This window comes from Colwellia psychrerythraea (assembly GCF_000764225.1).
In the GTDB taxonomy this organism is placed as follows: domain Bacteria; phylum Pseudomonadota; class Gammaproteobacteria; order Enterobacterales; family Alteromonadaceae; genus Colwellia; species Colwellia psychrerythraea_D.
This window is the reverse complement of record NZ_JQED01000037.1, coordinates 194,829-217,601: the sequence shown is the minus strand read 5'-3', so window position 1 is coordinate 217,601 and position 22,773 is coordinate 194,829. Positions and strand designations below refer to the sequence as shown.

The 22,773-nt window shown below is 37.4% G+C and carries 20 protein-coding genes; 7 read left to right on the top strand and 13 right to left on the bottom strand.

Annotated elements, in window-relative coordinates; genetic code table 11:
- Positions 1-100 precede the first annotated feature (100 nt).
- A complete protein-coding gene (locus tag ND2E_RS07540; protein ID WP_033094530.1) occupies positions 101-1,015 on the top strand; it encodes a permease in 915 nt (304 codons plus the stop codon).
- A 102-nt stretch (positions 1,016-1,117) separates the two neighbouring features.
- Here ND2E_RS07540 and ND2E_RS07545 read toward each other — a convergent pair whose 3' ends face one another.
- Positions 1,118-3,142, bottom strand: a complete 2,025-nt coding sequence (locus ND2E_RS07545; RefSeq protein WP_033094529.1) for an NADPH-dependent 2,4-dienoyl-CoA reductase — start codon at positions 3,140-3,142, stop codon at positions 1,118-1,120.
- A gap of 185 nt (positions 3,143-3,327) precedes the next feature.
- On the opposite strand from ND2E_RS07545, the gene ND2E_RS07550 reads away from it, so the two are divergent.
- Positions 3,328-3,945, top strand: a complete 618-nt coding sequence (locus tag ND2E_RS07550) for a TetR/AcrR family transcriptional regulator (protein ID WP_033094528.1) — start codon at positions 3,328-3,330, stop codon at positions 3,943-3,945.
- 69 nt (positions 3,946-4,014) lie between these two features.
- Here the strand turns inward: ND2E_RS07550 and ND2E_RS07555 are convergent, their stop codons facing one another.
- Positions 4,015-4,827 carry a TSUP family transporter gene (locus ND2E_RS07555; protein ID WP_223303637.1) on the bottom strand — a complete coding sequence of 271 codons (813 nt, stop codon included), beginning with the start codon at positions 4,825-4,827 and terminating at the stop codon, positions 4,015-4,017.
- A 189-nt stretch (positions 4,828-5,016) separates the two neighbouring features.
- Between ND2E_RS07555 and ND2E_RS07560 the strand changes: the two genes are divergently transcribed.
- Both ND2E_RS07560 and ND2E_RS07565 read left to right on the top strand, forming a co-directional pair.
- Positions 5,017-6,666, top strand: coding sequence for an alpha-amylase family glycosyl hydrolase (locus ND2E_RS07560; protein ID WP_033094527.1), 1,650 nt, complete (start codon positions 5,017-5,019; stop codon positions 6,664-6,666).
- A 160-nt stretch (positions 6,667-6,826) separates the two neighbouring features.
- Complete coding sequence (locus ND2E_RS07565) at positions 6,827-8,314, top strand: winged helix-turn-helix domain-containing protein (RefSeq protein ID WP_033094526.1); 1,488 nt, start codon at positions 6,827-6,829, stop codon at positions 8,312-8,314.
- A 93-nt stretch (positions 8,315-8,407) separates the two neighbouring features.
- Here the strand turns inward: ND2E_RS07565 and ND2E_RS07570 are convergent, their stop codons facing one another.
- Positions 8,408-9,580, bottom strand: coding sequence for an acyltransferase family protein (locus tag ND2E_RS07570; protein ID WP_033094525.1), 1,173 nt, complete (start codon positions 9,578-9,580; stop codon positions 8,408-8,410).
- Positions 9,581-9,827: 247 nt separating this feature from the next.
- Here ND2E_RS07570 and ND2E_RS07575 point away from each other — a divergent pair, with 247 nt between their 5' ends.
- Positions 9,828-11,273, top strand: coding sequence for a catalase (locus ND2E_RS07575; RefSeq protein WP_033094524.1), 1,446 nt, complete (start codon positions 9,828-9,830; stop codon positions 11,271-11,273).
- 167 nt (positions 11,274-11,440) lie between these two features.
- The gene (rarD, locus tag ND2E_RS07580) at positions 11,441-12,349 is read left to right on the top strand and encodes an EamA family transporter RarD (protein ID WP_052056670.1); all 909 of its coding nucleotides are present in this window, start codon (positions 11,441-11,443) and stop codon (positions 12,347-12,349) included.
- 79 nt (positions 12,350-12,428) lie between these two features.
- Here rarD and ND2E_RS07585 read toward each other — a convergent pair whose 3' ends face one another.
- Genes ND2E_RS07585 through ND2E_RS07595 form a run of 3 tightly spaced genes read right to left on the bottom strand, consistent with a single transcriptional unit; the run spans position 12,429 to position 13,503 of the window.
- Positions 12,429-12,737, bottom strand: a complete 309-nt coding sequence (locus ND2E_RS07585) for a hypothetical protein (RefSeq protein WP_033094523.1) — start codon at positions 12,735-12,737, stop codon at positions 12,429-12,431.
- 2 nt (positions 12,738-12,739) lie between these two features.
- Positions 12,740-13,045: a hypothetical protein gene (locus ND2E_RS07590; protein WP_033094522.1), complete on the bottom strand. Its 306-nt coding sequence runs from the start codon at positions 13,043-13,045 to the stop codon at positions 12,740-12,742.
- A gap of 11 nt (positions 13,046-13,056) precedes the next feature.
- Positions 13,057-13,503 (bottom strand): hypothetical protein, encoded by a 447-nt coding sequence (locus ND2E_RS07595; RefSeq protein WP_033094521.1) that lies wholly within the window; start codon positions 13,501-13,503, stop codon positions 13,057-13,059.
- A gap of 256 nt (positions 13,504-13,759) precedes the next feature.
- On the opposite strand from ND2E_RS07595, the gene ND2E_RS07600 reads away from it, so the two are divergent.
- Entirely contained in the window at positions 13,760-14,389 is a 630-nt protein-coding gene (locus ND2E_RS07600) for a glutathione S-transferase family protein (protein ID WP_033094520.1), read from the top strand.
- A 133-nt stretch (positions 14,390-14,522) separates the two neighbouring features.
- On the opposite strand, the gene ND2E_RS07605 is transcribed toward ND2E_RS07600, so the two are convergent.
- The 7 genes from ND2E_RS07605 to ND2E_RS07635 form a co-directional block, all read right to left on the bottom strand.
- Complete coding sequence (locus ND2E_RS07605; RefSeq protein ID WP_033094519.1) at positions 14,523-14,837, bottom strand: hypothetical protein; 315 nt, start codon at positions 14,835-14,837, stop codon at positions 14,523-14,525.
- A gap of 455 nt (positions 14,838-15,292) precedes the next feature.
- Positions 15,293-17,230, bottom strand: a complete 1,938-nt coding sequence (locus ND2E_RS07610; RefSeq protein ID WP_033094518.1) for an Ig-like domain-containing protein — start codon at positions 17,228-17,230, stop codon at positions 15,293-15,295.
- A 428-nt stretch (positions 17,231-17,658) separates the two neighbouring features.
- Positions 17,659-19,329: a B12-binding domain-containing radical SAM protein gene (locus ND2E_RS07615; RefSeq protein WP_033094517.1), complete on the bottom strand. Its 1,671-nt coding sequence runs from the start codon at positions 19,327-19,329 to the stop codon at positions 17,659-17,661.
- A gap of 124 nt (positions 19,330-19,453) precedes the next feature.
- Positions 19,454-19,921: a DTW domain-containing protein gene (locus tag ND2E_RS07620; RefSeq protein WP_033094516.1), complete on the bottom strand. Its 468-nt coding sequence runs from the start codon at positions 19,919-19,921 to the stop codon at positions 19,454-19,456.
- Between the two features lie 129 nt (positions 19,922-20,050).
- Positions 20,051-21,094 (bottom strand): ribosome small subunit-dependent GTPase A, encoded by a 1,044-nt coding sequence (rsgA, locus tag ND2E_RS07625; RefSeq protein WP_052056667.1) that lies wholly within the window; start codon positions 21,092-21,094, stop codon positions 20,051-20,053.
- A gap of 370 nt (positions 21,095-21,464) precedes the next feature.
- Positions 21,465-21,905, bottom strand: a complete 441-nt coding sequence (locus ND2E_RS07630; RefSeq protein ID WP_033094514.1) for a thiol-disulfide oxidoreductase DCC family protein — start codon at positions 21,903-21,905, stop codon at positions 21,465-21,467.
- Positions 21,905-22,678, bottom strand: a complete 774-nt coding sequence (locus ND2E_RS07635) for a ceramidase domain-containing protein (protein ID WP_052056665.1) — start codon at positions 22,676-22,678, stop codon at positions 21,905-21,907. Before ND2E_RS07635 ends, ND2E_RS07630 begins: the two co-directional genes overlap by 1 nt.
- Positions 22,679-22,773 lie beyond the last annotated feature (95 nt).

Genomic DNA, 22,773 nt, shown 5'->3' with positions numbered 1-22,773 from the left:
AATTCGATATTACTAGAAATATATTGACACTGATAGTTATTTCTTTATAATTCGAACAATCTAGAAATAACGAATCATCTAATTAACGAGAGTGTTGTTTATGACTATTACACAACAAATGGTATTTGATACCTTAAACATGTTTGCTTTTTTAGCAGTTGAATTAACCGTGCTTTTTTTACTTATTAGCTACCTTGTCGGTGTACTTCAAGAGTATATTCCGCCGAGTAAAATCCAAAGTATCTTAAGTAGTAAGAATGGCAAAGGTTATATCGTTGCCGGATTTCTAGGGGCTATTACTCCTTTTTGCTCCTGCTCAACTATTCCTTTTTTAAAGGGCTTGCTCAGAGCCAATGCTGGTTTTGGCACTATGATGGTATTCTTATTTGCCAGCCCGTTACTTAACCCAATTATCATTGGTTTATTCGCTATTACTTTTGGTTTAAAAGTCACTGTTTTCTATTTCACTATCGCAATGGGTGTTTCTATTGCTGCAGGTTTCTTTTTGGAAAAATTTGGTTTTGAAAAATATATAAAAGCTGAAGCGTATATAGTCCCAGAGAGTAAAGGCTGTGCAAGTAGCTGTGGTAATGATGGCAAGACGGTAAGCAAGTGGACGAAAATTTGGTACAGCACCTGGTCTGACTTTAAGAAAGTACTCCCTTATTTAATTGGTGGTATTGCATTAGGCTCAATGATATACGGATTTATGCCAACTGAATTTGTGGCTAATGTCGCCAGTGAGAGCAACCCATTTGCAGTACCTATTGCCGCAGTCATTGGTATTCCACTTTATATTAGAGCAGAAGCAGTTATACCATTAAGTGCGGCATTAGCAGCAAAAGGTATGGGACTTGGTGCTGTTATGGCATTAATTATTGGTAGTGCAGGCGCAAGCTTAACAGAAGTTGTCTTACTTAAATCATTATTTAAAAACCCAATGATCATGGCATTCTTAACGGTAATATTATCAATGGCGGTAGGTGCTGGTTATTTGTACGCATTTATTTTCTAATAATTCTCAGTTATAGATGTTGAGTAACTTCAGGTTTTAAATATCCTTTAAAAAGTGAAGTTGCTCAACATCCGCATTGTGTCAGTAATTTATTAGGCTCAATTATAATTGAGTGGCTAATTCCAATCCTTGTTTAATAGCCCGCTTCGCATCAAGCTCTGCTGCAACATCAGCTCCACCGATAAGGTGATAAGATTTATTTAACCCTTCAACTAATTCTCTGGCAGGATCTTGCCCTGCGCAGATAATAACATTATCTACATCGAGGATTTGTCGTTCGCCATCAATGCTTAAATGCAAGCCTGCATCATCAATTTTATGATATTGACATGACGGTACCATTTTTACTTGTTTGTTTTTAAGACCCGTACGATGGATCCAACCGGTAGTTTTACCTAAACCCGCGCCAACTTTAGACTCTTTACGCTGTAGTAAAAAAACTTCTCGCGCCGGTGCTGACACTTGTGCTTTAACTCCTTCAATACCTGCACGTGCTTGAAGGGTCATATCAACGCCCCACTCTTTCATGTAAGCGGCAATATTCTGACTAGTACCTTCACCTGAATGCACTAGGTATTCAGAAACATCAAAACCGATACCACCAGCACCTATCACAGCGACTTTTTTGCCTACACTTTTTTTATGTCTTAACACATCGATGTAGTTAAGAACTTTTGCATGTTCAATGCCTTCTATTGGCGGCGTACGCGGGTTTATCCCCGTAGCAATAACAACTTCATCAAAGTCACTCTCGTTTAATTCAGCGGCCGTGACTTTAGTATTTAACCTCACCTTGACACCTGTTAGCTCAAGTTTGCGGCTAAAATATCGAATGGTTTCAAAAAATTCTTCTTTACCAGGGACTTGCTTAGCGATATTAAATTGACCACCTACTTCACTGGCACCATCAAACAGTGTTACTTCGTGTCCGGCATCAGCGAGCGCGGTAGATGCTGACAGACCTGCTGGTCCCGCACCAATGACGGCAATTTTTTTGCTAGATTTTGTTGGAATAATATTAATCTCTGTTTCAAAACAAGCACGAGGATTCACTAAACAACTCGACATTTCGCCCGAAAAGACATGATCTAAGCAGGCTTGGTTACAACCAATACAAGTATTAATTTCATCGCTTCGACCCTGTGCAGCTTTGTTAACAAAATCAGCATCGGCTAAAAAAGGACGTGCCATTGAAATCATATCTGCATCGCCATTTTGTAACACAGCTTCTGCAACTTCAGGGGTATTAATACGATTTGAGGTGATAACGGGGATGTTAAAGTGTTCTTTGTATTTAGCCGTTACCCAAGTAAAGGCTGCCCGTGGTACCTTGGTCTGAATCGTAGGTATGCGCGCTTCATGCCAGCCAATACCCGTATTGATGATAGTTGCACCGGCTTTTTCAATGGCTTGACCAAACTTTACTGCTTCTTCAAACGTACTACCCCCCTCAACAAGATCCATCATAGATAAACGGAATATAATAATAAACTGCTCACCTACCGCTTCACGAATCCGTCGAACTACATCAACACCAAATTTGATACGGTTTTCAAATGCCCCACCCCACTCATCATCACGTTGGTTCGTTCTTAAGGCCGTAAACTGGTTGATGAAATACCCTTCTGAGCCCATGACCTCTACACCATCATAATTAGCTTGTTGCGCTTTAACTGCCAGATCAATAAAGCCTTGGATCTCTTCTTCTATCATCTCAGCGGTCGCCGCTTCAGGTTTAAATGGATTAATTGGCGCTTGAATAGCCGATGGCGCAATAGGTTTTTTATTAAACGCATAACGACCGGTATGTAATATTTGCATACATATCTTACTATCATACTTGTGTACTTCATCTGTTATCACTTTATGCTTGGCAATGTCTTCTGCTGTTTCTATCAATTTAGTGTCGTGATGAGTTGCGCCTCGTTTTGTCGGACCGTAACCACCCGTTACAATAAGACCACAGCCCCCTTTAGCGCGCTCACCATAAAAGGCAACCATTCGCTCAGTGCCTTGTGGGTGCTCTTCTAACCCCGTGTGCATGGATCCCATTAAGACACGGTTCTTTAATGTGGTGAAACCAAGATCAAGGGGTTCAAACAGTTTTGAAAATTGTTGCTCAGACATCGCTTACTCTCTTTATATAGCTAGTGTGAAATTTCAGGACTTTCACTGATTAAATTAAACAAATAAGGGGATACGCATCCCTCAAACCAAAGTTGACACCGTCAAGTTAAGATAAACAAAAGATACACCGTAAATATGACAGTGTCAAGATTGCTTGTTTTAGGGAAAATTGGTAAATTACAGCTATGAATAATATTAATGAAAAATCAAGCTATCACCATGGTGATCTGCGCGAAACGTTGCTCATTGTTGCAACAGAAATGTTGCAAGAAAATGGCATAAACGAAGTATCGTTACGTAAACTTGCCTCCCGTGTCGGTGTGTCCAGAACAGCACCTTATCATCACTTTAAAGATAAAAATGCTCTGCTTTGCGGTATGGCAGAAAAAGGCTTTGAGCAATTACATCAAATAAATAAATGTGGTTATGAAGATGAAGAGTTATCTATAAGAGAACACTTTTATCGTTTTATTCATGACTACATTCAGTTTGCTCACAACAACCCTGATCTTTATGAATTAATGTTCGGCCGGACTATCTGGAAAGACAAAAGTAGTACCCAGGAACTTAGAGACTCGGCCTACCCTTGTTTTCAATTTCAAGTAGCAATGACGCAAGAATGGCAAAAGAAAGGTTTATTCAATGTCGATGATAATGCCCTGCGGGTATCACAAGTATTGTGGGGCACAGTTCACGGCATAGCGAAATTATTTATTGATGGTATCTATACCGATAACAGTAAGATTGAGGAAATTTGTGATTATGCAGTGAGTATGTTTTTAGCAAAGTCAAAAGAGAATTAAGTTTAGTTTAGTTTAGTTTAGTAATTAACATAACCAATACAACTGAATTACTCGCCCTTAATAATTCAGCTATTGCTCTACTAACAACTTAATGGCGATGACCAACGTCATCAATACAATCAAGGGTTTGATCAAAGCGACACCACGATGAATCACTAAATTTGAGCCCAACCTAGCGCCCACTATCTGCGAAGCAGCCATGGCAACAGCCAAGGCCCAAACAATATGCCCGCCCAACAAAAAAATAACCATGGAAGTGGTATTAACAATCAACACCAAAGGTTTGGTAAAGGCCGTAGCTTTTCGCATATTAAAACCGCGCAATGAAGCAAACGCAACAGCGAAAAACGACCCCATTCCTGGGCCAAAAAAACCACCATAAAGCCCTATACCGCCACCCACAAGAGGAGCAAAGGTTTTCTCTGATATTTTCGCTGGCAGATCTTCATCAGCAATGCTTGGGGAGAACATCATATAAAGTGCCAAGACAATAAGTAGATACGGCATCATTATTGATAAATAATCAGTGGATATTTGCTGAACTAAATAGGTACCTATCATAGAGCCAACAAAGGCATAACACAGCGCAGGCCTTAGGGCTTTAAAATCAATATAGCCCTTTTTAAAGAAGTTTATCGTTGAAGATAGTGTGCCAAAAACACTTTGAAATTTATTGGTTGCTAACGCGTTAAGGGGCGGTAATCCTGCCCACAGCAATACGGGTAGAACGATAGCTCCACCTGCCCCAGCAATGGAGCTGATAAAACCAGCAGCAAAAGCGACTATGGTCAAGCCAATAAAAAGGGTTAATGATAAGTCGATGTTTATCTCCTGCCTTTTGAAAGGCACTTCATTGCTGTGGAAACGAGTTAATTCCCTCAAATTTGCTCAGGATATCATACTAAGTCTCAAATAATACAGGTAAGAATAATAAGTTTAACATTAGTCTACTTTATAAAAACACTAACAATTTCATAAGCTTCAGTTTATTTAAGAAAGTTTAAGTTTTCTTTTATCGTGTAAAACAGCTAAATAGTTCTCAACTTTTACACATTTATGGATGACGACTGAATGCGCTTAAAAAATATAATCTTTCTGTTAATAGCTGCCACTATTTCACCGAGCCTTTATGCTGAACAATCAACACCGGACTTTTGGAAAAATGCCACTGTCTATTTTATGCTCACTGATCGCTTTAATAATGGTGACCCCAGTAATGACCAATCCTATAATCGCACGGAAAAAGCAGCCAAATTAAGAGGCTTTGAAGGCGGTGACATTAAAGGAATTATCGAAAAAATTGAAGAGGGTTATTTCACCCGCCTAGGCGTTGATGCGATTTGGATGACGCCATTAATTGAGCAAGTACATGGTTATGATGACTCCTCTGGCTTAACTTATTCTTATCATGGTTATTGGCCTAAGGATTGGACTACTGTTGATAGTAACTTCGGCACAGAAGCTGATTTAAAGAAAATGATTTCTCTTGCCCATAAACATAACATTAAAGTATTAATGGACGTTATTATTAACCACACTGGGCCGGAAACAAAACAGGACTGGGCGTGGCCAAACGACTGGATCAGAACAACGCCACTGTGTAAATGGAATAACTATCAACAAAATACACAATGCGCATTAGCCACCTCATTGACCGATATCAAAACAGAAAGCAATGCTGATGTAAAACTACCGCCTAAGTTATTAAAAAAATGGCAAGATGAAGGTCGTTTACAGCAGGAGATGTCTGAGCTTGATCGCTTTTTTTCACGTACAGGTTACCCTCGTGCACCTAAATATTACATCGTAAAATGGTTGACCGATTGGGTAAAAGATTATGGTGTCGACGGTTTTCGTGTCGATACCGCCAAACATGTTGAAGCAGATATCTGGTCAGTATTGAAAAAAGAAAGTGAATACGCTTTAAGTACATGGAAAAAGAATAATCCCGCGCAAGCCATGGACGATTTACCCTTTTATATGGTTGGAGAAGTGTTTAATTGGGGATTAAATGGCTATAAAAATACGGCTAAAGATGGACGGTCTTATGATTACGGAGACAAACAAGTAGACTTTTTTGATTACGGTTTTGATGCTTTAATAAATATGGGGTTTGTTGCTCACGCTGCTCAAGCTTCAGAACAAATATTTTCTTCATACTCGCAACATCTTAATAATGGTGTGCTTGATGATGTCGGTATTCTTAATTATATCGGCTCGCATGATGACCCAGATTCGTATGACATTAAACGTGAAAAAACCTTTGAAACCGCCTTTAAATTGATGTTAGCACCTGGGGCTGTACAAATTTACTACGGTGATGAATTAGCTCGCCCAATGCAGGCAAAAGATGCTATTGGCGATGCCAGTATGCGCAGCTATATGAATTGGCAGGATTTAACTAAACCAGCAACACTTGACATTTTAGCTCACTGGCAAAAATTAGGTCAATTCCGTCAAGCGCATGATTCGGTTGGCTCTGGTAAACATACGATATTAAACCAAAGCCCTTATATCTTCAAAAGAGAGTTAGGCTCTCAAGACAAAGTATTAGTCGCTAAAGGACTAGCAAAAGGAATTAAAAAAATACCAGTTTATCAGGTCTTTAAAAATGGTGACCTACTTTTTGATTATTATTCCCATCAAGAGGTCGTCGTGATGGATGGGCAAATTTCACTAAGTAGTGAATTCACTTACCTATTGCTAGGCAAAGTTAACTAGTCATTGTCGGATCACGGGAACAATAGGATTGTCCAGCCTATGTTCCCGCTTATTATTCATTATTTAATGTTCGCTGAAGATGTTTTACCACTAATTTACCTGACCCTGACTAACATTATTTGATAACATGATGTAACACCCATATTCACATGCTGTTTTAATGAAATACCAAGTTGATACTTTTGTTCTCGATGTAAAAGCCCGTACCTTATCTTCTCAAGACAATTGCCAAAACATTCGCCCTAAAACGTTAGAAGTTCTGCTATATCTAGCGAATAGATCTGAAGAAATAATCAGTAAACAGGAACTTTTAGACTGTGTTTGGGACGATGTAAACGTAGATGATGGTGTTATTTTTCAATCAATTAGAGAAATTCGAAAATTATTTGGTCATTCAAAAATCATTCTCAACTTTCCTCGTAAGGGATATCAATTTACCGCACAACTCGCGCCTATTGGTCAAAGTCAGCAAGCGTCAACGAAGAGTTTTTTAACACCTTCTTTATTCAAAAATTATATTGCTGCAATTTCACTCATCTGCTTAATCCTGTTTGCTGTTTTTTTTTCAAATGAAGACAGTAGTGATGTTAACTTCGAGCAAAGTATTCTTGTACTCCCGATAAAAAACAGTATTCCTTATGGAGAAAATGATTGGATATATTTAGGGGCAATGGAACAGCTTATTGCGAAATTAAAAGGTTTACCTGATTCAATTTATATCTATCAAGGAACATACATTCCTCATTTGATGCAGACAATAGGTTTAGAGCGACAGTTTTCTTCAAATGATGTCGCTAAAATTTTTAGTGTATCTGGTGCGACATTAATCGTTGAAACCGAAGTCTTTGGATATGTATCTGATTATAAAGTAGTTTATAAATTTCATACCGCAAATGATGTGAAACAAGGAGTGATTCTTGATACTTCAATAAATACTGCACTTGTCACCTTATCGAAGAAATTGGCCAACGTTATCGATCAACCACTCAAACAAAGTGAATATAAGCCAGTCAAAGCCTTTAACGATGCTTTATTTGCTGAAGCTATGATCAGCTATGAATCGGATTGGCATACATCGATTAGCTTTTTTGAAAGTTATCTAGCATTGAACCCTGACTCTGTTATTGCCATGATCTATTTGAGTAAATTGTATTTGTGGGATAATCAAATAGACAATGCTGCTAATTTACTCGATAAATCATCCAAACTCTCGATAGAAGATCCACTCGAAATTGCCAGTATCAAGTTACTTAAAGGGAGAGTTTCAGCTAAAAATAAAGACTTTATAAAAGCATTACAGTTTTATCAGCAAGTAACTACTATCACAGATAAACACCAAGATTGGTTTCTAAAAGCGAGTGTAGCCGAAGAGCAAGGCTTAGTTTATCTTGAGCAAGAAATGCTTAACAAAGCCTTAGCATCTTTTACCTCCGCGTTTTCTGCTTACCAAATTATTCAAAGCCAAATTGGTATGAATTCCACACGACTTCATTTAGCCGACGTATTCTTGCTGCAAGGAAATACTGCGCAGGCCAAAGAAAACTATACAAAGGCAAAGGAAAGTATTCAAAACATCAAGCTAGAGTTTTTATACTCTATGTTAGAGCAACACAAATTAACATTGGAAAATCACCTAGATTCAAGGTAAATGATAACTTCCAGAAAGCTATTTATGAAGCAAGCAATTAGAGAAAGTCGAGTTAAGGGATAGCAAAGCAACCTACCTAGCCATCAACTTTAGCTAACAAGGCATTTTATGTAATTTGTCTTTGCGATTGAATGAATAACGAAATGGCACTTCGATATATTGATATGAAAATTTTGCTGATATCACGGTTAACGTAATAAACGTGATTGCATAAATTGCAACCTCTGTCAGGGTAAATGATTCAATTAACCAAGTACGTTTGATAATAGGTAGAGTGAACCAAAAGATCATAAACCAAACGCCGTGCATTAAATAAATAGAGTACGAAATCCGGCCTAAATTCTGTAAACTGCTTATAGAAAGTACCCGTAAGACACTCCCCTGATTAGACGCAGCACAAAGCACTAACATTGAAAAAAGAGGGATGGTTAATAAATCATTAAACCGCCAGTGAAATATAGCCAATATTGCGATTAACACCATGAAAAAGTATCTATCTTTGTGAAAGATAGATTTACCTAACTCCAATTTAAACACCTTATAACTCATCACACCTAAAGAAAACTCTAAAAGACACCTTAAAAAGCCAAAATCATAAGTGATATCGAGAGTATTATTCGGATAAAAATAGACTAACAAAAACAAGCCAATGAATGACATTACCGTTATCGCTATCATATTTTTCTTACTCTTATGACCAATACAATAAAATAATCCAATACCATAAAGGTAAGTCCACCACTCTGCACCGATAGACCATGAAACGATGTTCCAAGATAAGTAAGTATGCTGATTCATCGCATTTGTTAACAGGATATTGCTAACTAACGCTCGCCAGTCAAAGTATAAGTGCCAACTGTCATCTATAACACTTGGCGCCAAAGTAGAAACAATAACTACAAACCCTACGAGCAACAGTAAAGTAAATAAATGCAGTGGATAAATACGAAAAAATCGGGAAACAAGATATTTTTTTATCTTGCTAAAGTTTAATTTTCCACTGAGTTGCTCTCCATATATATGGCAGATTATAAAACCACTCAAGATGAAAAAAAAGTCGACCCAAAGGTAACCTTTAGTAATTAGCCCTGACCATGTATGAGGCATTAATGTGCCAAGCTCTCGGTAAAAAATAATCACATCCATGTGAAATACTACGACCCATAGGGCAGCAATACCTCGTAAGGCTGTGAGACCTGACAAGTATTGATTAGTGCGCGTAAACATAACTGCTTCGCGTAGGTTTTTCTTAAGGTAAACACTCATAGTAACCCAATAATCTATTGATTTTACGTTGTTTTAGTATTCATTATAAAAAACCAAATGGATAGATGGGTACATACGTATTCATTCTATGTGACTGCTAAACTCGCTTTTAAATAACTATCAGGTTTAAGTTTAGACACTTACAGCAATAGGTTTAATCAATCATTATCATCAATTTAATCAACTTCAGCGATTAGGGGGTTTGGTCTATTATTATGTTTCTAACCCGTGATATTAGGAAGATATGATGAAAAAGAAACTTACCACCAATGCCGGCTGCCCTGTAGCTAACAATCAAAATACTATGACCGCAGGTCCTCGTGGACCGCAATTATTACAAGATGTTTGGTTTTTAGAGAAGCTGGCTCATTTTGATCGTGAAGTCATACCTGAAAGACGAATGCATGCCAAAGGCTCTGGGGCATATGGTACTTTTACCGTTACCCAAGATATTACTCAATACACTCGCGCTAAAATTTTCGCTGCAATAGGTAAAAAAACGGAGATGTTCGCACGTTTTACTACAGTAGCAGGCGAGCGCGGTGCTGCCGATGCTGAGCGTGATATCAGAGGTTTTGCTTTAAAATTTTACACTGAAGAAGGTAACTGGGATTTAGTGGGCAATAATACCCCTGTGTTCTTTTTACGTGACCCGTTAAAGTTCCCTGATTTAAATCACGCCGTCAAACGTGATCCCCGTACTAACATGCGTAGTGCCCAAAATAATTGGGATTTCTGGACATCTCTGCCAGAAGCCTTACATCAGGTAACTATCGTAATGAGTGACAGAGGCTTGCCTGCAACTTACCGTCACATGCATGGTTTTGGTAGTCATACATTTAGCATGATCAATGCAGACAATGAACGCGTCTGGGTTAAATTTCACTTTGTTTCCAACCAAGGCATCAAAAACTTAACAGATCAAGAAGCTGAGATTGTTATTGGTCAAAACAGAGAAAGTCATCAAGCAGACTTATATAATGCACTTGAGTCGGGTGAGTTTCCTTCTTGGACCTTAAAAATTCAAGTTATGACAGAAGAGCAAGCAGAAAAGTCACCTTATAACCCTTTTGATTTAACAAAAGTATGGCCACATAAAGATTTTCCGCTTATTGAAGTTGGCATAATGGAGTTAAATCGCAATCCAGAGAATTTTTTCGCTGAGGTAGAACAATCTGCGTTTAACCCCGCCAGTATAGTACCAGGCATCAGTTTTTCTCCTGATAAAATGTTACAAGGTCGTTTGTTTTCTTATGGTGATGCTCAGCGCTATCGTTTAGGGGTAAACCATCAACAAATACCGGTCAATGCTCCTCGTTGTCCTGTTCATAGTTACCATAGAGATGGTGCAATGCGAGTTGATGGTAATCATGGCAGTACCATAGGTTATGAACCCAATAATCAGGGTGAATGGCAAGAACAACCTGACTTTTCTGAGCCACCATTAACCTTATCGGGTGCTGCTGCTCATTGGGATCATCGAGATGATGAAGATTACTTTTCTCAGCCGGGTGACTTATTTAGATTAATGGATAACAACCAACAGCAAGCTTTATTTGATAATACCGCCAGATCTGTCAGTGGAGCGAGCATTGAAATTCAAAAAAGACATATTGCTAATTGTTTGAAAGCCGATCCTGCTTACGGCGCAGGAGTTGCGAAAGCACTGGGAATTTTATTAGATAATACCTAGACGCAAAGAAATTAATGATGGTTCAATGATAATAACTTAGCTCAGTGATTGAGTGAACCATCATTAAGCAACTTTAAAGTACAATTACACTAATTACTATTGACACTAGCTCTTTCCTGCCCCATTGTGCACAATTTACCCGTGTATCGTTAGTTTAGTGAGATTAAATGCCAATTACCTCTACCAACAAGCAAGAACTTCAAGGGTACGTCTTGATGTTAGGTTCAATCCTGATTTTCTCATTGTTACCCTATTACATACAATTTTTGGCACCTGTTGATGGTAATACTCTCTTTGCATTTCGCGTACTATCACAGTTAGGATTTGGTTTATTATTTTTACTGTTAACACAACAGTTACTCGCGCTTAAAGGGATATTCTCTCAACCCAAAGAGTTAATGATACTATGTTTAACTTCCCCATTAATCGCCTTGCAGTGGTGGATATTTTTTTGGGGGCCAGTCAATGGCGAAACGATAAATATTGCCATGGGGTATTTCTTATTACCTATTACCATGAGCTTAACTGGTCGGTTTTATTTTAAAGAAAACTTGAGTCCGTTATTGTGGTTAGCTGTAGGCGCTGCTGTACTTGGGGTCAGCGTTGAACTATACCAAAGCCAGTCATTTTCCTGGGTAACACTGCTTATTTGTTTAGCTTATCCACCCTATTTTATCTTGCGAAGGAAAAGCAGCATACCTACTACAAGTAATTTTGTCGCAGAGAACATTTTTGTCACGCCTATCGCTTTATTGCTACTTTATTTTACCTACCAACGGCAAATGCCCTTTTTACCTTCATTAGATTGGGGAATCTTATTGTTATTAGGCTCAGGTTTATTAGGTACTGTCGCCATGCTATTTTTTGTATCCGCATCGACACGTTTAAAGTTCACAATATTTGGCATGTTAAATTATGGCGAACCCATATTGATGATGCTGGTGGCAATATTTTTACTCAACGAAACCATTAATCCTGAACAAATATGGAGTTATGGTTTCTTTGGCATAGCGGTGTTATTAGTTATTGGCGATAGTTTACTGCGTATAATAATGAGTAATAAAAGAGGCTTTTAATTGATAAGTAAAAAACCGCTAACGTTTCAGCTAGCGGTTTTTATAAAACAACATTTATTGAAGACTAACGCTCGGTCAACTATAAACAAACTGCTTTAATTCGAATTTTATCAGTCCAACTGAAAAAACCATGATTGGTTAGGTATTCAACATTAATCATTGAGGTTCCATTCGGACATTCTAGTAAAAGGTTTTTATAGGCTAGATCGACATAATCAGTATCATAAACAAAGCCAAGTATATTTTTTTGAGACTTTTCAATCTCAATGACCTTTCCTATATCAACGTTGTTTGCATCATTACTGCCAACATCTACTTGTGACATATGAATACTGCTTGTGCACGCACTAAGCATTGCTACTGTAAGTAACAAAAATAGCTTTTTCATTGCTACACCTCATTACAGTAAGCAGAAACAATGACTTCTCTTTTAAACATAAGCACATAACCTGTAGTTTGGTGCTTGGTATAAACCCCTTCAATTTTTCCTGTAGGACATTGCCCTTTAAGCTTATCAACGGCTTCATCAACAAAAGCATTACTAAAATTAATACCGATAAAATTCCAACTAGCAGATGAGGTCGTAATGACGTTATTTCTTTGGGCTGGCACTTGTGTCATAGAAACAGTATTTAATCCAACGCAACCCGTCAGTGAAAGTGCAAGTAATGAAAACAATAAAGTATTTTTTAACATGTAATTAATTCCTAAATATTATTAGTCTGGTTGTTATTAATGCAGTAACCCTTGATACTTACAACCTCGCCACTTACAGGGCCAACGTTGGTTGCTTCGCGTACGGATGTTAATCCAGTTAACTTTTTGCTTGGACATACTTTTATTACTTCAGCAAGAACTTTAGCGGCATAAGCATCGTTATATACCGGATTACCCGTTTTAGGACCAAAATTGCTTATGGCCAGAATAAAAGCGACTAACTCTAAGTCTTCACTGGTTGAGGATGATTTTGCTACCTCTGCCCCTATCTCTGCAGTTTTAGCTAGATCAAAGCCCAATTCATTCACCTGAATTGTGAATGGAGTTAACGTACCTTGTGACTGATCGATATCACCAATATGAACATGATGAAGTTGACTACACCCTCCCATTAGTAGAAAACTGAGTCCAAGAATACTTTTCAATTTTATCGGCATATGTGCCTACCTATTAGTTGTGTTGATTGATAAAGCGTGTCGTTATTATACTTTTTTAGCAAACAAGTAGATCTGCTTTATTGTTTAGTAAGTGTCGGGGAAACGTAAGAAACTGTAAGTTAAAGCGCTACTCATGGTGATATCAGCTTTTCATTACTTATCCCGTAAAGGACTTTAGGTTAGTCGATGTAGGTTAAGCACAAACAGATCTATTGTGCTAAAGTGTTATCCACTAATTATCATGGGCTTATAATAAATGAAATTGTATCACTGCCGAGACTCTCGCTCTGTCAGGCCACTATGGGCTCTTGAAGAGTTACAGCTTGACTATGAACTGATTAATATGGAATTTCCGCCTAGATATAACCATGCAGGTTATTTAGACATTAACCCTTTAGGCACAGTGCCAACGTTCATCGACAGAAAGTTAGTCATGACAGAATCTGCCGCAATTTGTCAGTATTTGGTTGATAAGTATGGAGCTAGTGAATTAGGCTTAAGTATTGAACATGCAGAGTACGGTGAATACCTTAATTGGATTCATCGTAGTGATACGACATTCACTTTTCCGCAAGCGTTAATATTAAGATATGACCGTTATGAGAAACCTGAACGTTTACAACCCCAAGTTGTCGAAGACTATAAGAAGTGGCTATCATCACGGTTGAATAGTGTTGAGCTTGCCCTTGAAACTAGTGATTATCTTTGTGCGAATAAATTTACCATTGCGGATATTTGCGTGGGTTATGCGCTTTTTCTCGCTCACAAAACAGGGAACGACAATGATTTTGGCCCTCACACTCGAAGTTATTTAAAAAGGCTAATGGCTCGCGATGGCTTTAAAGCGGCAATGGAGCAACAAGAGAACTTGGCAGCAATTTTTTAATAGCCGTCAACTTATACTTTATCGTCACTTGTATTACCCTTTTATTGCAGATCTAAAAGCGCGAAATTACGCTATCAGTATTTCGCGCTGACTCTAGATGGGTTTTGATATAAGCTATAAAAAGTTTATTGAATTACTTTTCTACTTCAGTAATTTCTTCTGTAGCAGTAGCTGTCGCTTTTCTCATAGCCGCTTTAATTTCCTTAATATCGCAGCCATCAAGCAACAATAATACATCGGCGATAGAGCTTCGAAGTTCAGTGCTCTCTTTAAGGGCTTTTTTATTTTGGATATGCGATACCGACTCTCTATTCATCACTGTATCAAGTAACTTCTTCAAACCTTCCTGGTCATCAATATCTAACGGTGCTAAAGGATTAGTTGCTACGTCATTGTAAGCATCATAAATAAGAGTTAGTGCTTCTTGAGATTCTTTTAATCTTTGCATTTTTTATTCTTATTAAGTTAAATAGTTATTTTAGATTACATCAATAAAACACTTTGTCTATAAGATATTGAACAATTATCTTGTAAACCCTTCTACTGAAACAAAAAACACAGCATATTAATAAATAACTTGTTTGTTACTGTCAAAATATAAAGCCTCAAAACAGTAATTAAAGTCAACACAAAAATATTTCAGAGTAATCAGCTTTGTTACGTTTACAGTCAGTTTCGAAACGATGATTACTCTGAATTTACTTTTTAAAATACGTTTATTGAACAATGAGGCGGCGATTAATTAAAAAGTGTAATGAGAACAATGTTGTTTTCAGGTAAATAGTCTCTTCTAAAGACTTAATAAATCAACCTTTAAAAATAAAAAAGCCCCTACATTTCTGTAGAGGCTTTCTTTTGTCTGTGGGGGCTCTAGTTTAAATAATCAGCTGTAATCTACTATTGTTAGTCAAGTGCAGCTGTGTCCCTAACACAACTGAAATAGCGTTCAGTTGAATAGACTGATACATTTCCTTCAATCCCTTCCCGTAGATCAACAATTTTAAAGCTTCCTTCTTCTTCGCCAGGTTCAGATGTCCAAAAGTACTCACCAACAGACCATTTCTGTTCAGTATATAATTGGTAATCATCATCACCACTATTATCATAAGTCGTCCATAAAGACATCAATTCACTAGAAGTGGGTAGTCGATAATCATCATGCCTATTATAAACTAAGTTAGCACATTCTGTTGTAGCACTTTGTTGAGTTAATTTAACAAACTCACCATTTTCTGGCCCGCTTACACCATTTTCAGTCAGAGTTTGATAAATGGAAGAAGTAAACTCTAATAACGCTGCGTCAGTTACAGAAAATGGACTTACAAAACTTAAGTTACCTGACACACCTAACACTTTCGTAGCACTAAGATTAACGTATGTTTTTTCGGTGTTAGAAAAACCATCAACTTTCACGTTAACTTCAACTTGCTGGGTTAGAGCTCTGCTATTTTGATATTGGTTTTCAAGTACCCCTCTATGATCTATAGATACCCCCTCATTATAGTTTGGATCCTCACCGTAACTTAAACTCCAGTTAATTCCTGGCTTTCCATTTAAAATATGCAACGTATTATCAGTATATAAACCCGTAGCAACATAAAGGTGGAATTCTCCTGGTGCAAGAAGTATATCTGCTGGTGAAATAACAATAGTTGCAGTTAGTTCAGCTGCGGTAATATCAAAAGTCTTTTCATCATAAATATTGTCATCCTCCGTCGTTACCTGAATTACTACTTTACCCATTGAAATAGGCATTAGTACACCATCATTATTCACAGTAGCAATCTCAGTATTCTTACTTAGCCAATTTACATTTGCCTCTTTCGCAATATCTTTTTCACTACCATCAGAGAATAAACCTGTTGCAATTAATTGTTTGGGTAATCCTATAGGGTATGAGGGCTCATTTGATTCGATAGCTACAGATTCAAGAAGACTGTCAGTTACTGTAACTGAAATGGCATTACTCGTTATTAAATCTAAAGTTGCTGTTACCTCTTCCATACTTGGCTCGATGCCTTCAAATGTTCCGTTCGGCGAAGTAGGATTCAAGTTAAGATAGTCAGTTGAATGCCAAGTGACGTCATCGGTGACAATCACCTTCGAGTCGTTTGTATAGGTTGCTTCTGCAGTAAATTTTATTTTGTAACCATCCGGTACGCTTGTCTCTCCCTCCATTTCTGGCGAAATAACCAACCGAACTAAACTCTCATTAGTTACGTTTAATACAGAGGTACTTATTAAATTTTGGTACCCAACAGAAATGGTGGTTTCACCAATTTTCAATGTATCAGCGATTGCAGAGGCACTATCTATGGTAGCAACAGTGGCATCACTACTACTCCAGCTAATATCGCTATTATTATCTAATATATGTTCAGTATTATCGCTGTAAGTCCCAATTGCTTGATACTTCATATGCAAACCCAAGGGCACACTTTTATTCGATGGAATAATTTCTATTTCAAGCAATACCGCTTCAGTAATTGTAATTGAAATAGCACCACTTGCCGTACCGTCACCACCAAGATAGTTCGCATTAATTAATACTGTCCCGGCACTCACTCCAGTGACAACTCCTTTATTATCAACAACAGCAATAGTTTCATCATCGCTTGTCCATAATGAGTTACCACTTGATGCATCACTTATCTCACCATCATTATAGATAGCCTGACCTTCAATAGTTTGACTGACGCCAGCAGGAAAAGTAGTTTTGTCAGCAGTTAGGTTAACTTCCGTCACATAATGCTCACCTCCACCATCACTCCCGCAGGCGCTGATAAGACATAACAGGGTAATTAATAGCAACCCCCTTATTTTATTAATAAAATTAAACATAAAATGTTGCTTCCTTGTAAGAGATTTTATTAGCTAACGCAAATAAGAAATTAAAAAATGCAGTTTGCATGTTTTTTGAAATATAGGTCGAATATTCTAGCAATGATGCATTGACTAACATATGCACTTTCCGAATAAGTACTCGGTTTGAAAAACAATTTTCAGACTAACTTGCTGATCAAATTTTAACTATTCGTCAGTAAGTAGTTATGAACGGCTAACTGTTGAACAATCAGGTCTTAATTGGTTTGACGCTAAACAATACCTCAGCGATGACAACGGGAAACTTTGGGCGCAAAGTAATTTGCTCGTCTTGTATCAGCATAACAGTGGGGAGTAACTAGTTTTAGATATGAAAATACCACGGTATTTGCTCAAGATAGGCTATGACAAATTCAACACGTAATAGCCTCATCACAACAGCAAAGTTAGCTCATATGTTGTTGTTGTCGCTTTAATGACTTGTTTTTAGTTATCGATTTCGTCTGCTGAGCGGCATAAAGATGAAGTCCATTAAAGAGACTTTTTAATTTCGTTGCTTCGTAATCTATTGCTAACTTTTCAATAACAAGCGAATGATTCTCCGGGAATAACGCTTCCACAGATTGTGAAAGTAACTCAAATAATTTTTTCAGGCTAATTTTATGAATCTGCCCTGTTTTATCAAAAATCCATTCGGTAATCGCCATAAAATCATCAAACGGTTCATCCGATAAGATATCAGGTAAAGTGTTTTTAAAGCGCCCTGAATTACCAATCATGTCCCAATATCGCGCAAAACGGTTAATACGTTGCATGGTGCTAAAGCTCACCCTGTCTGTGCTTAAGATATTAAACGGTGGTAATGGATTAAAACGTAAATCGAATGCCTTTGTGTGCCTTATAATCGGGCTACCTTTCAATCGTTTCAAAATGCCCATTTGAATTTCATGAGGGCGGCAATGATAAAGCTGGTTGAAGCTATCTTTAAAGCTGTCGAAGGTTTCTCCAGGTAAACCAAAAATGAGATCGGCATGAATATGCGCTGAGGTATTATCCCTTAACCACAGTAAATTCTCTTTGGATTTAGCGTTATTTTGCTTACGGCTAATATTTTTTTGAACATCAATATTAAAGGTTTGTATGCCTATTTCAAACTGTAAACTGCCCTGTGGAAACTGCGCTAATAATTCTTTTAATTTTCTTGGAAGGTGATCAGGTACCACTTCAAAATGAAGGTAAAGATCGTCAGTCATTCTGTCTAAGAAAAACTGCATAATTTGCATAGTGGTGTTTATGTTTAAATTAAAGGTTCTATCGATAAACTTAAAATTTCTGGCACCTCGTTGATAAAGGATTTCCATCTGCTCGAGAAAAGAGGTTAACTCAAATGGTGTAGAAGACTTATCTAACGACGATAAACAAAATTCACATTTAAACGGGCAACCGCGAGACGCTTCAACATACAATAAACGATGCTTTAGATCCTCATCGGTATAATATTCATACGGTAAGGTTATTTCTGCTAACGGGATAGGTTTTGACTTAAGGACCTTAGTATCTGGTGGTGTTTCATTGAGTATATCTTTACATAGCTGGTAAAAACTAATATCTGCGGGTCCCGTTAAGACATAATCTGCACAAGCAACAATAGGCTGTTGCTCCGTTTCATAACTCACTTCAGGCCCACCTAAAATGACTTTAATTTCTGGTGCGATGACTTTCAATAAATTAACAACATCAGTGGTTTCAACAATGTTCCAGATATAGACACCAAACCCAACAATATCGGGTTTTGATTCTAATATTTGTTCAACAATATCAATGGCACGAGTTTGAATAATAAACTCTTTTATTTCACAAAATTGCTGTAATTCTTGTAAATTTGCATAAAGATAACGTAAACCAAAACTGGTATGAAAAAACCTTGCATTGAGGGTCGCAAGCACAATTTTAGGCGAAGTTTTATTTATTTTATCACTACTTTGACCATTCATCGCAGTGTTCTCTGCTATTAATTCTGATTTGATCGGCTCAGATTGAATTGAAGTAAACGTACTATCTTCTGTCAGAGGAATCTGCTTAACAGTCAGTTCTAAATGATTACTTTGCTTTGCCATACTAGAGTTAAATACCTTAGATTAAATACCGCTGTTGATGATGTCGTAATTATACGGTGATTACTGTGGTTATTCAGAAATATTGTTTGCACCCATTAGGATTGCCTAATTATTTTATTAAGTTTTAACCATTAAATTGTGCAAATTTTAATGATAAGTCTGCTGCGATATTATTTTGACCTTTCATTCTTAAGACTTCGATTATGCATTCGATGGTGCACAGACCACCTTTAGGTTGATTGGCCCTAAGTTTGTATAAAGAGTCCTTTGCTGTATTCAATGTGAATCGTGGCGCTTTTTTTAAATAAGCGCTCTGATTGAAAATCTTTTTTGACTCCTGCCATGTCCCATCAATAATAATAATGTTTTCATAATCTATAATTTCTGTTGACGATATTGGAGATGATGATTCTGTCTTAGAATATAATAATACCGCCTCATTAATTTCTATTAATCTTGTAAGGTCTTTATTTGGGTTGACTCTCTGCCAAATTACGCGTTCAACGATGTTATTAGAAGCACCTATAGCGAGCGAGCCAGTATTGGTTGCTCTGTGCAATTCTCGTTCATGGGTCAGTAGAAATATTTTCATTTTTATATAATGTTTCGCATTAAATTATTGTGAGGCTTATTTGCCAAATTCGAAGCGGATTAGCTCTAAAAGTACGTTAGCCAGAGACAATAAAAAGCGGTGCCAATGCACCGCTTTGTTGCTTTACTATTAATAACCTCTTTTGATATTAACCGACTCGTTGAGTACTCGTTTATACATCTTGCTTAGTTGCTTACCTTTATCTTTTTGCTGCTTCAAACTAGCATTGTTATATGCTTGTTCACGCAATAGCTTTTGATAATTATTAAGCCTTCGACTGTCTAAATCTTGATTTTCTATCGCCTGTAACACAGCACAGTTAGGTTCATCAACATGGTGACAATCATTAAATCGACACCGTTTTGCTAAAGCCTCAATATCAGCAAAGGTATTTTGTATGCCCTCCTCACAACCGATCAGTTGCAACTCTCGCATGCCGGGAGTGTCAATAATGACGCCTTTATTTTCGCTAATGAATAACGCGCGAGCAGTCGTGGTATGTTTGCCTTTGTCATCATCCTCACGAATACCAGACGTTAATGCGATCTCTTGCCCTAATAATCTGTTTATTAAGGTTGACTTACCTACACCTGAAGAGCCGACAAACGACACTGTTTTGCCCGTTTTACACCATGGTGATAGTGTGTCTGCGGCTTGTTCAAGGAGCCCATTTACCGTTAGCACCCTAAGCAAAGGATCAAGTGCTTGCACTTGCGCTGCTTTATCTTTGGCATCTTGACAAAGATCAGTTTTTGTTAAAACAACAACAGGCTCAACTTCAGCATCATGTGCCAATGCTAAATATCGCTCTAACCTGCTAAGGTTAAAGTCTTGGTTTAGCGATGAAACAATAAACAAGGTATCAATATTGGCTGATATATGTTGCTGCTTAATTTGACTGCCAGCGCCTTTTCTAGAAAATAGCGAATGCCGGTCTAATTGACGAACAAAATGATTATCTAAGTCCAATAAAACCCAATCACCAACTGTCATTGCTGGTAAATTTTTGTTTATTGGTAAAGCAATTTGTTTTGTCTCTAATTGTGCAACATACTCACTGCGATGATGAGCCGTTATCCGAGCACAATTTAATTGCTCGTATTCTTCAAGTGATAGTTGTTGTTGGTAGTATGGTTGCCAACCGAGTTGGCGTAATGAATAATTTTGATTCACTGTAATATCCCTTCATTTATGTGAGAATTCACACAATAAAAAGTTATCGGGATAATGGTGTACATTAACCCCGTGTTTGAGTAACACCGGGCAGAAGTGAGAAAATAAAGTTCTAGTGACCCAAAAGTACTAGTGTTGACTCTCTGCCGGGTGGGTGTGAATTACTATCATTTTTTTCTCCTTAAATTTATATTACCAGCAAATTGTAAGTGACAATCCAGTTAAAGGCAACCACTCTGCTAGCTATCTAACATCAACTCCAAAACTGGTACGGCATTAAGCCAAATACCTTGCTTAGTGTTGTTTAACATTCACAATGAGCCGAATAAAGTCGCTAGTAACATTGCTTGTTCATGTACTCTTTTAGTCTTTACTTTTTGCTGTTAATAAACCTGTTTTCATTTTCTTTGCTCGGCAAGATACAGGTATCGTACTGTCCAAATAAATGATACCTATTACGAGCAATGCGATCATAAAGCCAGTTTCGAATGCCCTGAGGAAGTATTTTAACTACGTAGAATAAACGCCATGGGTAACTAAGTTTCGTCACCACATTTAAAAAAGCATCACTCTTATCAAAACATTGCTCACCTTCTACCAATAACATGGTATCAAAATGCTCAGTTGGCATTTTAAAATGATTTAATATACTCTGCCCTTCTGATGATTGAACACTACATAATTTAAAGTGCTGTTGTGTATCAACTCTAATGATAAATTGGGTCCAAACATTACAAAGTTTGCAGATTCCGTCAAATAGGATCACACTATCATTTTCACCAACGTTAGGGGGATATTTTACCTTTGTCATCAGTCGTTAACTGCCACTTTATTTCGTTTATTGTAACCATTGAGTAATAGCAACATGCCTAAAGCTGCAGTCAAATGTTTTAATGTATGCCCGCTTATCGCTGTTAATACGGTAAAAATAAACGGATCAAAATGTTCAAATACTTTGGCAATTATATAGCTCGCTAATAGCCACCAATATCTATTCCCGTGACTAAATGTCGGCTTCATTAATAGCAAAATTAGTGGAATCGCAATTAAGGGCAGAAATTGAACGAGGATATAAAACCGTAAATCGCCAGCACCAATACTCTCAGTGAAATGCCAATAAAGCACTGATGCTCCTCCAGTAATAAGTAAGGGATATAGTAGACGTTTACCTAATTTAACAGAAAGGTATTCAGCAATAATAATCGCGGTTAACGCCATAAAAGCAAGTGTCATGGGAAATCTATCCCATACTAACGTTTGGTTGCTCGGCCAAAGATGATAATAACCAGAGCCAAAACCAATGAGTAACAAGCCCAAAAATAAGCAGCTATACCCTACTTTAACTTCTTCTAATTTTGTTAATTCATTTGAGATATAAAGGCTATACAGCCCCATCACACCAACAATAATGAAGGGAAGATTGGAAAGCACATTGTAAAAATTTGGAATAGAGAAGAAAGTACGATTGTCGGCGAAGTCATGATATTCAAGTGACTGCGCTATTGGGTCTTGCACCAGTACACCTATCGTGATGCATAGCAATATGATGAAAATACCGATTATCCCTTTACGGTTATAAATCATTGTCACGTCCTTTTTCATTTCCCGGTTGGATATCGACTATATTATCACCTGAAAATGTCAGCGCTTGATAAAAATATTAGTGAAATTCTTATCTC